The sequence below is a fragment of the Nocardia nepalensis genome, assembly GCF_048910785.1.
In the GTDB taxonomy this organism is placed as follows: Bacteria; Actinomycetota; Actinomycetes; order Mycobacteriales; family Mycobacteriaceae; genus Nocardia; species Nocardia nepalensis.
In genome coordinates this window covers 115716-127504 of the sequence record NZ_JBKBET010000028.1, presented here as the reverse complement: position 1 = coordinate 127504, position 11789 = coordinate 115716, and the positions used below count along the sequence as shown (strand labels likewise).

11 protein-coding genes are annotated in these 11789 nt (G+C 67.9%); 4 read left to right on the top strand and 7 right to left on the bottom strand.

Annotated features, from left to right (window positions below):
• The first annotated feature begins 31 nt into the window (after positions 1 to 31).
• The gene (locus tag ACHQ4I_RS21350) at positions 32 to 1147 is read left to right on the top strand and encodes a methyltransferase (protein WP_420773563.1); all 1116 of its coding nucleotides are present in this window, start codon (positions 32 to 34) and stop codon (positions 1145 to 1147) included.
• 141 nt (positions 1148 to 1288) lie between these two features.
• Positions 1289 to 3103, top strand: coding sequence for a fatty acid--CoA ligase FadD11 (gene fadD11, locus ACHQ4I_RS21345; RefSeq protein WP_420773562.1), 1815 nt, complete (start codon positions 1289 to 1291; stop codon positions 3101 to 3103).
• Positions 3104 to 3180: 77 nt separating this feature from the next.
• On the opposite strand, the gene ACHQ4I_RS21340 is transcribed toward fadD11, so the two are convergent.
• Together ACHQ4I_RS21340 and ACHQ4I_RS21335 are read right to left on the bottom strand one after the other, a co-directional pair.
• Positions 3181 to 3375 (bottom strand): ferredoxin, encoded by a 195-nt coding sequence (locus ACHQ4I_RS21340; RefSeq protein ID WP_420773561.1) that lies wholly within the window; start codon positions 3373 to 3375, stop codon positions 3181 to 3183.
• Positions 3372 to 4808, bottom strand: a complete 1437-nt coding sequence (locus ACHQ4I_RS21335; RefSeq protein ID WP_420774165.1) for a cytochrome P450 — start codon at positions 4806 to 4808, stop codon at positions 3372 to 3374. The genes ACHQ4I_RS21340 and ACHQ4I_RS21335 overlap by 4 nt, the downstream gene beginning before the upstream one ends.
• A 135-nt stretch (positions 4809 to 4943) precedes the next feature.
• On the opposite strand from ACHQ4I_RS21335, the gene ACHQ4I_RS21330 reads away from it, so the two are divergent.
• Positions 4944 to 5606, top strand: coding sequence for a TetR/AcrR family transcriptional regulator (locus ACHQ4I_RS21330; RefSeq protein ID WP_420773560.1), 663 nt, complete (start codon positions 4944 to 4946; stop codon positions 5604 to 5606).
• Between the two features lie 6 nt (positions 5607 to 5612).
• Here ACHQ4I_RS21330 and ACHQ4I_RS21325 read toward each other — a convergent pair whose 3' ends face one another.
• The 4 genes from ACHQ4I_RS21325 to ACHQ4I_RS21310 form a co-directional block, all read right to left on the bottom strand.
• Complete coding sequence (locus ACHQ4I_RS21325) at positions 5613 to 6554, bottom strand: MBL fold metallo-hydrolase (RefSeq protein WP_420773559.1); 942 nt, start codon at positions 6552 to 6554, stop codon at positions 5613 to 5615.
• Positions 6555 to 6871: 317 nt separating this feature from the next.
• The gene (gene mshC / locus ACHQ4I_RS21320; RefSeq protein ID WP_420773558.1) at positions 6872 to 8110 is read right to left on the bottom strand and encodes a cysteine--1-D-myo-inosityl 2-amino-2-deoxy-alpha-D-glucopyranoside ligase; all 1239 of its coding nucleotides are present in this window, start codon (positions 8108 to 8110) and stop codon (positions 6872 to 6874) included.
• Positions 8111 to 8491: 381 nt separating this feature from the next.
• On the bottom strand, positions 8492 to 9049 hold the full coding sequence (locus tag ACHQ4I_RS21315; RefSeq protein WP_420773557.1) for a dihydrofolate reductase family protein: 558 nt from the start codon (positions 9047 to 9049) through the stop codon (positions 8492 to 8494).
• Positions 9050 to 9112: 63 nt separating this feature from the next.
• Positions 9113 to 9574, bottom strand: a complete 462-nt coding sequence (locus ACHQ4I_RS21310; protein WP_420773556.1) for a nuclear transport factor 2 family protein — start codon at positions 9572 to 9574, stop codon at positions 9113 to 9115.
• A gap of 199 nt (positions 9575 to 9773) precedes the next feature.
• Here ACHQ4I_RS21310 and ACHQ4I_RS21305 point away from each other — a divergent pair, with 199 nt between their 5' ends.
• Positions 9774 to 10646: an LLM class flavin-dependent oxidoreductase gene (locus ACHQ4I_RS21305; RefSeq protein WP_420773555.1), complete on the top strand. Its 873-nt coding sequence runs from the start codon at positions 9774 to 9776 to the stop codon at positions 10644 to 10646.
• Between the two features lie 343 nt (positions 10647 to 10989).
• On the opposite strand, the gene ACHQ4I_RS21300 is transcribed toward ACHQ4I_RS21305, so the two are convergent.
• Positions 10990 to 11787, bottom strand: coding sequence for an SCO1664 family protein (locus ACHQ4I_RS21300; protein WP_420773554.1), 798 nt, complete (start codon positions 11785 to 11787; stop codon positions 10990 to 10992).
• Positions 11788 to 11789: the final 2 nt, after the last annotated feature.

Genomic DNA, 11789 nt, shown 5'->3' with positions numbered 1-11789 from the left:
CAACGCACGTCCGATCACGAGGAGCACTTCCATGTCGACCATCCATTGGACCGAAGCAGATACCGACCACAGCGCGCAGTGGCATTCCGAGAGCGCCGCGCCGATGCCCGCACAGATCACCGTCATCGATGACCGCATGCGCGCCGATACCGCCTACCGCCTGGCCTGCGAGGGGACGGCGCTGCTGTGGCGCGGCGACTTCCACAACGCGCGCCAGCTGTTGCGGGCATTGAGCCGCCGCATCGATCGCAAACCCGTGCCGAAGGGTGACGGCGCTGCCGAATCCTTTCACCTGTATCGTCGGGCGCGCGGCTATCGGGCCCGGGTGCTGGGCAAGCTGATCGTGGAACTCGCACAGGATCATTCGCTGGCATTGCGGCGCGCACCCGATGTGCGGCAGGCGTGCACCGAGGCATACGGGGCGTCGCGGGAGCCGATGGTGGTCGCGCTCACCGAACTGCTCGGCGCGATCGGGGCGCACGAGTGGCGCGAAAACGGGGTCGTGGTACCGGCTCTCGGCGCGCGGATCCACCCGCACTACGGGGTGTTCTCCCCGGTGCGCGGCGAGTACGTCGACCTGGTCGCCCAAGCGCCGCTACCGGTCGAGCACCACACCGCATTCGATCTCGGCACCGGCACCGGCGTGCTCGCCGCCGTGTTGGCGCGCCGCGGCATCGACCACGTCATCGCCACCGACATCAACCCGCGCGCTCTGGCCTGCGCCCGCGACAATATCGACCGGCTCGCCCTCACCCGCCGCGTCGATGTCCAGGGCCCCAGCCTATTTCCCGACCGACGCGCGCACCTGGTCGTCTGCAATCCGCCGTGGCTTCCGATCCGTCCGACCTCGGCGGTCGAACAAGGCGTCTACGACCCGGACGGCACCATGCTGCGCGGCTTCCTGAGCGGGCTGTCCGAACACCTCGAACCCGGCGGCGAGGGCTGGCTGGTGTTGTCGGATCTCGCCGAGCGGGTAGGGCTGCGAACCCGTGCGGAACTACTGGCAGCCATCGAGTCGGCGGCCCTGCGCGTCGTGGATCGACACGACACCAAGGCGCGCCACTGCCGCCCGAAGGACGCCACCGACCCGCTGCACGACGCCCGAGCCGCCGAAGTCACCTCGCTATGGCGGCTGATCCCACGGTGAGGCCGCCGAATCGGGTAGCGCATCCGCGGCAGGCGGTCGGGTCGGTGGTGGTGTGCCGAAATCGGGTGAAAACGGCGCGCACGGAGCGTGTGGCACCTTACGGTCGGGGAGAAAATCCGGCCGTAGTGATTGTGATGTGCGATGACCGAACCGAATACCTCCTGTGCCGCGTTCCAGCGCGTTGCGGCGATCGATCCCGATGCGATCGCGGTGCGCTCCATCGGCGGCGGGCAAGCATTGACCTGGCGCGAGTACGCCGAGCAGGTCCGCCATATCGCGGCGGGATTGCACGGGCTCGGGATCGGGCGCGGGGATACGGTCGCGCTGATGATGGCCAATCGGGTCGAGTTCTATCCGATCGAGGTGGGCGCGCAGCACACCGGCGCCACCTCGTTCTCGGTGTACAACACCCTCGCGCCCGAGCAGCTGAACTACGTGTTCGACAATGCGGGCAACCGGGTGGTGATCTGCGAGGAACAGTATGTCGAGCGGGTCCGCACCTGCGGCGTACCGATCGAGACCATCGTCTGCATCGACGCCGAGCATGCCGGAACGATCAGCCTGGCGGAGCTGAAGGCCAAGGGCCGCAACGATTTCGACTTCGAGGCGAGCTGGCGTTCGGTGCGTCCCGACGATATCGCGACGCTGGTCTACACCTCCGGCACCACCGGCAATCCGAAGGGCGTGGAGATTACCCACGCGAATCTGAGCGCCGAGGCGCGCGCGTTCAATGCCGTGCTCCCTGTCGAATTCGGTGACCGGCAGACCTCCTACCTGCCGACCGCGCATATGGCCGACCGGTTCACCGCGCTGTATCTGCAGGAGTACTACGGCACCCAGATCACCGTGGTGCCGGACCGCAATCAGCTGCCCGCGGCACTGCTGGACGCGCGGCCCACGATTTGGGGTGCGGTGCCACGGGTGTGGGAGAAGTTCAAGGCGGCGGTCGAATTCTCCGTCGCCAATGAACCCGACGAATCCACCAGGGCCGCACTGCAATGGGCGCTGGGTGTGGCCGCCCGCAAGGCCGTCGTGCTGCTGGACGGGCGGACCGTCGAGGCGCAGTTGGCCGCCGAATGGGCCAAGGCCGACGAACTCGTGCTGTCCAAGTTGCGCGCCAAACTCGGTCTGGACCAAGTGAAGTGGGCGATGTCGGGCGCCGCGCCGATCCCGCCGGAAACCCTCGGGTTCTTCTGCGGCCTCGGCATCCCCATCTCCGAGATCTGGGGCATGTCCGAACTGACCTGCGTGGCCAGCGCCAGCCCGCCCGCCGAGGCGCGTCTGGGCACCGTCGGGCGAATGCTGCCCGGGTCGGAGGCCAAGATCGCCGAGGACGGCGAATTCCTGGTCCGCGGACCACTGGTGATGAAGTGCTACCGCAAGGAACCGGGCAAGACCGCTGAGGCCGTCGACGCCGACGGCTGGCTGCATACCGGCGATATCCTCACCCGTGACGCCGACGGCTACCTGCGCGTGGTCGACCGCAAGAAGGAACTCATCATCAACGCGGCCGGAAAGAACATGTCCCCGGCCAATATCGAGAACACCATCAAGGCCGCCACCCCGCTCGTCGGTTCCATCGTCACCATCGGCGACGCACGCCCCTACAACACCGCCCTGATCGTGCTTGACGCCGAATCCGCGACACCCTATGCGACCCAACGAGGTCTGCCCGACGCCTCGGCCACCGCACTCGCCGGCGATCCCGGCGTCATCGCCGAAATAGCGCAGGGCGTCGCGGCGGGCAACGCGAAACTGTCTCGGGTGGAACAGATCAAACGCTTCACCATCCTGCCCGCGTTCTGGGAACCCGGCGGCGACGAGGTCACCCTGACAATGAAGCTGCGCCGCAAGCCGATCGCGACGAAATACGCCATCGAGATCGAAAACCTCTACGCCCCAGACCTGTCCGGCACCGTCCACGAACCAGCCACCCAGGTCGCCTCCGAGGTCTGACCAGGCGCACTCCTCGCCGTGCGCTGTTGGCGGCAAGCGTCGAGCGCGACCTAGCAGCAGCGCACGCTCGGCGGGGCTCAGTCGGTGGACGCCTGCAACGCCTCGACAGGGCAGGTGTCGACCGCGAGCCGAGCATCGGCACGGTCGGTTTCGGACACCTGCTCGACCAGCACACGCACCTTGCCGGTGTCGTCGACCTGGAAGAGGTCCGGCAGCAACGCCTCACACATGCCATGGCCCTGGCAGCGGGCCCGGTCGGCGATGATCCTCATGCGGACCTCCGGCTTTCGACGCGAGCGTCCAGGCGTTGCAGATGGATCGGGAGGCCGTCGAGCGGGATCGGGCCGGTGGCCCACCCCATCGGCGGCACATACCCAGCGGGCACCGACCATCGGTAGTGCAACAGCATCCGATGCATGATCGCCTTGACGGTCATGCCACCGAAATACAGGCCGATGCACTTGTGCGCGCCGCCACCGAAGGGCGCCCAGGCGTAACGGTGGAATTTGTCCTCATGACGCTCGGCGGTGAAACGCTCCGGATCGAAGACATCCGGATCGCGCCACCAGCGGTCGATCCGCATCGCCGGATGCGAACCGATGATGACGATGGTGCCCGCGGGAACGAAATGGCCCTGAAGCGCGGTGTCGCGCACCGTCTCCCGGATCTGCTGGCCGACCGGGGAGTACATCCGCAGGATCTCCTTGAACACCAGATCCAGGGCGGGCAGCCGGTCGAGATCGTCGTAGTCGAGCCAATCCTTGCCCAGCGCTTGCGATTGCGCGCGCAGCCGGTCCTGCCACTGCGGATGCAGGCCCAGCTGATAGCCCATCATCGACAGCGCGATGGTGCTGGTGTCGTGCGCGGCCATCAGCACGAAGATCAGATGGTCGAGGATGTCCTGATCGGTGAAGGTATGGCCCTCATCGCTGGCGGTATGGCACAGCACGCTGAACAGGTCATCGCCGGTACCCGCGCGCCTTGCCGGCATTTCCTTGCGGCAGTAGTCCTCGAGCACCTTGCGCCCGCGCAGGCCCTTCGCCCACACACCCCCGGGCAGATTGGCGCGGACCAACGCTTGCCCGCCGCGCACCGCGTCGATGAACGCCCGCTCGAGGCCGGCGGCCTCGGGGCCGAGGCGGGCGCCCATGAACACCTCCGACGCCATGCGCAGCAGCAGATCCTTGGTCGCCGGGAACAGTTGGAAGTCAGTGCCGGGCAACCAGTCCCGCATGCCGCGGGCGATCGCCGGAGTGGTGATGTCTAGATAGCCGACCAGTCGTGGCCGGGTGAACGCCTGCTGCAGGATGCGCCGGTGGTAGCGGTGTTCGTCGAAATCGCGCAACAGGATGCCGCCACGGAAGAACGGTCCGATGAAGAAGCCGTAGCCGCGCTGGGCGGAATACGCCTTGTCCCGGTCGGCGAGTACCTCCTCGATCGCCTCCGGGCTCACCACCATCACGACCCGCCGCCCGAGCAGCCCGGACCACTGCACGGGACCGTATTTCTCGAACCGCCGCCGGGCGAAGTCGAGGTTGTCCGTCATGGCTGGGAGTGCGTGCCCGATCATCGGTAGCCCGTAATCGCCTAGTATCGGCCGCAATTCGCTACCCGCGGGCGGTTCGGCCAGACTTCGGGTGCGCGAGGGATAGTGCTCGGCAAGAGCGGATGCGGCGTATTTTGCCCGTCGGCCCATCGTCGACATCATGGTCGTCCTCTCGCGCCCTCGCCGACCCTTCCTGCAAGCAGTCGCTGCGGGCATCCTGTGATCTGAACCATACCGGAATCAATCGTTTCCGTAAACGGTTGTTTCCTAATTGCGCTGCGGCATACTGACCCTGTGACACGGGCAGCGACCGGGATCTACCGCGGCACCTCCGCCGAACAGCGGCGCGAGGAACGCCGCCGCCGTCTGATGGACGCGGCCCTGGAGATCATCGGCACGCAGGGCTGGGCCACCACCACGGTGCGCGGGGTCTGCGAACAGGCCAAGGTCGGCCCGCGGTTCTTCTACGAGAGCTTCGCTGACCTCGACGCCCTCGCCGCGGCGGTGCACGACGAAATCATCGACACCGCCATCCGCAGCTCACTCGACGCCCTCGCCGCGGCGCCCGAGGGAATTGCGGCCAAGACCCGCGCGGCGGTCACCGCCATCCTCACCTCCGTCATCGACGACCCGCGCCGGGCCCGCATCGCCTTCGCCGAGGCGCACGGCAGCGAAACCCTGATGCGCCGCCGCGCCGCCGCCATGCGCACCATCGCCGATGTCGTCGCCGATCAGGAACGCGCCCTGCTGGCACCGCCACCGGGCAGCGACACCCTGGTGCGCGCGGTCTCGCTGATGATCACCGGTGGCGCCGCCGAACTGGTGCTGGCCTGGCTCGACGGCGGCATCGACGTCAGCCGCGACGAACTCATCGACCTCTGCGTCGAATTCGTCCTCACCTTCGCCGACAACCTCGCCACCATGGCCGCGCGCCTCCCGCCCAGACCTGCGCACTGACGCGGGTTACAGGGGGAAGGTCAGGCGCTGGGGGCTGAGGTAGTCGAAGGGGTCGTGCAAGGGGCGCAATTCCGGGCGCTGGTCGGCGGCGATGCGGGCCAGTTCACCGCGCAGGGGTGCGTCGTAGGTGGCGGCGGAGGCGGTGAGGCCGGGCAGCCAGTTGTCGTGGTGGGTGGGAACGAACAGTCCGGGCCGGATCGCCTCGATGTAGCGGCGGGGGTCGCGCAGGCCGTTGGTGATCTGGTTGAAACCCTGGACCGCGCCGATCTGCAGGTCGGTGGGCGGCAGGTCGGCGAAGACGTCGAAGACCTGCGGGGCCCTCTCGGTGAGCGGGCCCGCGGAATCGTGCCACACCAACGAGAAGCCGGGCACCCGGAATTGATACAGCAGGCTGCCACCCTCCGGGTCTTTCAGCCGTGGCGCGCTCTGCAGCACTCCGGCCAGCGTGGGTGGATACCGCACGAGCGTGCGCAAGTCCGGGATCGGAAAGAACGGCGCGGACCCGCCGGGTCGCTCGGGTGCGGTCGGCGCGGAGTGGAGGTGACGGACCGCGGTCACTTCGACCGGTCCCACGGTGAACTCGTGTCGCTCCCCCGGCAGCGAATTCGCGTCCCCGAGCGCGACCGTGCCGAACGTCGGATCCACCACTTGCGCACGGATATTCGCGCCATGATCGGCGGTTCCGTATACGACAGCGCCGCAGGCCTGCGCGATCCGCCCCGCATCACCGGCGTGATCGAAATGCCCGTGCCCGATGAAAATCGCCTCCGGCGCCAGATCCGCCAGATCCTGCGCGGTCGCGGGCACGTAACCGGTGCTCGTCAACCGCGGCACCCACGCATCCAGCAGAAAGACCGACCCGGCCATGGCGAACGCATAGGTCGTGCACCCCACCCACGACAGCACCACCCGATCCGCGCGCACCGCACCCGTATCCGGATCCACCATGTCCGATCCGAAAAACCGGGCGCGCGCCGCAACGGTCCGCGGATCCCCTTGCGCGCCACAGGCTTCCAACCGCCCAGCCGCCAGCACAACCCCTGCCCCGATCACCCGACCGAGCGGGGACCGCCGACCGACCAAGGCACGAGGATGAATGCTGCACACCGATGTACAACACCACGGATCGACTCCCTGAACAACCCATTCCCCGAACCCGCCTGAATCCGGCCGGATCAGTTCGCGTGTCGGCGGTCTCGACGGCAACGGCATGCTCCGGATCAGCGCATGGTCGATTCGGGACGAGACCGACAACGAGGTTCGGACTACAGCTGCACGCCCAGCAGTGCGTCCACGGCGGTGCAGACCAGAGCCGGGGCGGTCGGGTCCTGGCCGCCGTAGTTCAGTGCCTGGGTGGCCCAGTTATCGACGGCGGCAAGGGCTTTCGGGGTGTCGAGGTCGTCGGCGAGGTGTTGGCGCAGGCGGGCCACGGTGTCCTCGGCGGCGGGACCGGAGGCGAGGGTGGTGGCACGGCGCCACAGGTCCAGGCGGCCGGTGGCCTCGGCGAGGACGGCGTCGGTCCACATGCGGTCCTGGCGGTAGTGACCGGCCAGCAGGCCGAGGCGGATGGCGGCCGGGTCGACTCCGGCGCGGCGCAGCTTGGAGACCAGTACCAGATTGCCCCTGGACTTCGACATCTTCTCGCCGTCCAAGCCGATGAGACCGGCGTGCACGTAGTGGCGGGCGAAACGGCGGCCTGCGATCAGCGCCTCGGCGTGCGCGGCGGAGTATTCGTGATGCGGGTAGATCAGGTCGCTGCCGCCGCCCTGGATGTCGAATTCCGGGCCGACGCGATTGAGTGCGATCGCCGAACATTCGATATGCCAGCCGGGGCGGCCCGCGCCGAACGGGGCGGGCCAGGACGGCTCGCCTGGACGCGCGGCACGCCACAGCAGCGCGTCGATGGTGTCGCGTTTGCCCGGACGGTCCGGGTCGCCGCCGCGCTCGGCGAACAGGCGGTCCATGGTCGCGCGGTCATAGCCCGATTCGTAGCCGAACTGTTCGGTGGCATCGGCGCGGAAGTAGATATCGGGATACTCGGCATCGTCGACGGTGTACGCCGCCCCCTCGGCCAGCAGCTTCTGCACGAATTCGACGACCTCGTCGACGGATTCGATGGCGCCGACGTACTCGCGCGGCGGCACGATCCGCAGCGCGGACATATCCTCGCGGAACAGATTGATCTCGCGGGTGCCCAGATCACGCCAGTCCACGCCGTCGCGGGCCGCGCGCTCGAACAGCGGGTCGTCGACATCGGTGACGTTCTGCACGTAGTGCACCTCATGGCCCGCGTCGCGCCACAGCCGGTTGACCAGATCGAAGGTCAGGTAGGTTGCGGCGTGCCCGAGATGGGTGGCGTCATAGGGGGTGATCCCGCAGACGTACATGGTGGCCGTCGGGCCCGGGGTTACCGGGCGGACCTGCCGGTCGGCGGTGTCGTACAACCGCAACGGTGGCCCTGCTCCGGGAATGGTGGGGAGGGCGGTATCGGACCAGGACTGCATGATTCGAGGGTAAAGGTGTGGTGGCGGCCATCGCGCCGCACCCTGCCCCGAGCGGTAGGGTCGATGCCGACAACGCTGGATCTGACCAGCCCCGATGTCACAAAAGTCGGAAGTCAATGTTTCCGCTCTCGCAGATCGAATTGCCGCGAGTGGCGCAGGTCACTCCCGCTTCCGCAACGCAATGTGCTCACCCAGCCCGCAACTACACCGTAGGCAATGTGTACATCGTGGCTGCGGTCACGCCGTAAACGAACGGGGAGCCATCGCATTCGGCGAGGAAGTCGGCCCGAAATCCGCGCCGAGGAGGCGGTATCGCACGGGGCAAGTCTCGGCTGGGGCCGAGACCTGCCCACGGTCATCTGCGGCGAGAATGTTCGGAGGTCACTGAGTCGACCTCGTGTACTGCGCGAGGATTGCGGCGCCGACCGGTTCCGCCGACCGGCACTCGAGATACAGCGGCGGCTGGTTGGCGGGGAAGAGTTGATCGCCTGCGCCGAGCACCGTCGGGAAGATCAACAGCCGGTACTCGTCGATGAGATCGTGGGCCATCAGCGACTGCACAATGCCGAGACTGCCGGTGATGATCACGTCGCGATGCTCGCTCTTGACGGTCGCGACCGGGTCGCTTTCGATGATCCGCGAGTTCGACCACGCCGAGACATCGGTGCGCGTGCGTGCGGCGACCAACTTCGGAATCGCGTTCATTCGAGCCGAAAACGGGTCGTCGCGTTGCGGCCAGATGCGAGAAAACAACTCCCATGTCCGACGGCCCAGCAGCATCACGCCGTCGTCCATGGTCTGTCCGAGCCGAAACTTGTCGCCGGCGACGGTCTGCGGGCCGTGCCGGAATGCCCAGCCGCCGGTAGGAGTTCCCCCGCGTCCGTCCGGGTCGGTGACTCTTCCGTCGAGCGTCATGAACTCGATGACGATCACGCTCATGATCAATGTTCCTTTCGCAGCGATCGATGTTTCACCGATATGTACCGGCGACATCGCGCCGACTCATCGCGGCCGGCGCAGATCGCTCGCGGAAATTCTGTCCGGCAGCCCGAACAGCGGGAACACGCCTGGGTCGGCGAATACGACATTGCGTGCTATTCGGCCGCCGATCACCGTGAGGACCTGCAGTGTGTGCAGGACATGGCCGCCGCCCGGTTCCGGCGCGTATGCGGCGAGGGCGGGCTGCCCGTTGGCCGACAGCTGCCGCATCCGCCAGCCGCTTCCGCGCATGTCGAAGACGCGCCGCATGAACAGCCCGTAGTCCCCGCTGCCCAAGTACCACAACGGCACCGGCGGCATCTCCAGCACCGCGTCGTCGGTCAGGAGCCCGACCAACGCCGCGACGTCGGCCGCCTCGAACGCGCGCACGTACCGGTCGACCGCCGCGGCCACCTCGGGATCCGCCGGTTCGGTGACCTCATCGATGTCGGCAATATCGGCCAGCGCCGCATGGACCCGCTGCAAGGCGCTGTTGACCGCGGTAAGGCTCCAACTCCACGCCCGTATCCTGCACCGCTGTTGGTCATTGTTCGCCTCGAGCTATCGCCGGCGCGTAAGGAGACCCGGTCGCGGACACCTCCAGATGGACCGCGCAGCCTCTGGGTGCTGGGACGAGGTGGCCGAATCCTGCCGGGGCCGAAGGGGATCGCGCTAGGTTGGACCGGTGACTGTTCTCGGTGCCGTGTCCTTGCCCCAGCTCTCCCCCGAACGTTTGGCCGCGGTGGCGGCCGCGGCCGAAGACAGCGGTCTCGAAGAGTTGTGGCTGTGGGAGGACTGCTTCTGGAGCGGTGGAATCGCTACTGCCGCAACGATATTGGCACGAACAGAGCGGCTGCGCGTCGGCATCGGGGTGATGCCCGTGCCGCTGCGTAATGTAGCGCTGACCGCGATGGAGGTGGCGGCGCTGCTGCGGCTGCATCCGGGCCGGGTGCTTGCGGGATTCGGGCACGGAGTGCAGGACTGGATGGGGCAGGTCGGTGCGCGCGTCGAGTCGCCGATGACGCTGTTGCGTGAACAGTTGGGTGCGCTGCGCGGGTTGCTGAACGGGGAGAAGGTCAGCACCACCGGCCGATACGTGCGCCTGGACAATGTTGCCCTGGACTGGCCGCCGACCACACCCCCGCCGATCGCCGCCGCCGCGACCGGCCCACAGACCCTGCGACTGTCGGGCGAACTCGCCGACGCCACCATCCTCACCGCACGGACCACCCCGGACGGAGTCCGCGCCGCCCGCACACTCATCGAGGAGGGCCGGTCGAGGGCCGGACGCACCGAAGCGCACCGGGTCATCGCCTACGTGCTCACCGCCACCGGACCGGACGCATCCGAACGCCTCACAGCCGCCCAGCAGCGCAACAGCGGCGAGCACCCCGCCGAGGCAGGCGTCGCGGGCGATGCGCAAGCCATCGCCGACACCGTCCGCCGCTACGCCGACGCCGGCGCGGACTCCGTCGTCCTCGAACCCACCGATGACGATCCGGACCTGATCGAATTCATCCGCTTCGTCGGCGCCGAAGTCCGCCCGCTGCTGCGCTGAGTACGCCGTAAGCGCATGGCCCTAGCCGAGGAAGCTCCTCGGGAGAATGCCTCGTGCGCCAGGCCGCCCGAATGCGCTGGTCGGCACACCCCGTGCGATCGACGGCATCGCCGAGCTTCGCGACCGGCCCACAGCGCGGCACCGCCGCACCTCGGTCGCTGACGGGTCAGCGGTTGACCAGGTCGGTGATCGTGTCCGGTTCGCGGGCGAAGGTGCGGGATACCGGGCTCGGTCGCAGCGAATGCGAGTTGGGTGAACTCGCCTCGGCCGGTATCGAATTCGAGTTCGCTGCAGGCGACGGCGTCGGCCGACGACGGCAGTCCCGGACGGCGCCGACCTCAGCTCAGAACGCGGGCCACGGAATCGGTCGCGACGTGCGCGGCACCGGCATCACCGGATTGTCCAGCAACTCCTGCGTGCGGTCGGCGAGCGCCTCGATCTCGGCATCGGTGAGATGCGGCGCGAGACCATCGGCGACCGCGCCGGGTAGCTTCTCGGCGAACACGGCGATATCGGCCATCAGCCCGTCGCAGATAGGTTTGCCCGCCCACCCCCACAGCACCGTGCGCAGCTTGTGCTCGCTGTGCAGGCAGATGCCGTGGTCGACGCCGTAAACCTGCCCGTCGACACCTTCGAGCGCATGCCCGCCCTTGCGGTCGGCATTGTTGAGCAGTACGTCGAGCACCGCCATCCGCTGCAGGCGCGGATCGTCGGCATGGATCAGCGAGACCTCGTTGCCCGCCGGGTCCTGGGCGCGCAGCACCTCGCAGAACCCGTCCGGCACCGCACCCAACGGAACCAGATCCACCAGATCGAGCCGATTGCCCTGTTCGGTGTGGTTGTCCACCGACTCCACCCACCGCTGCACCATGCCGGGCCCGTACGGACCCTCACGCAGGATCGTCTCCGGAATGACGCCCCAGCCGAGTGCTTGCGACACCCGATACGAGGCGACCTCACGCCCGGCCAGGGTGCCATCGGGGAAATCCCACAGCGGCCGCTCACCGCGCACCGGCTTGTACACCACCCGAACCGGCACCCCATCGGTGCCGTCCGCATCACAGACCAGCGTGACATTGCTCGCGGTCGTCACCCGCCCGATCACCGTCAATTCGGCGGTGTGCCACCGAGCCTCGGCCACGG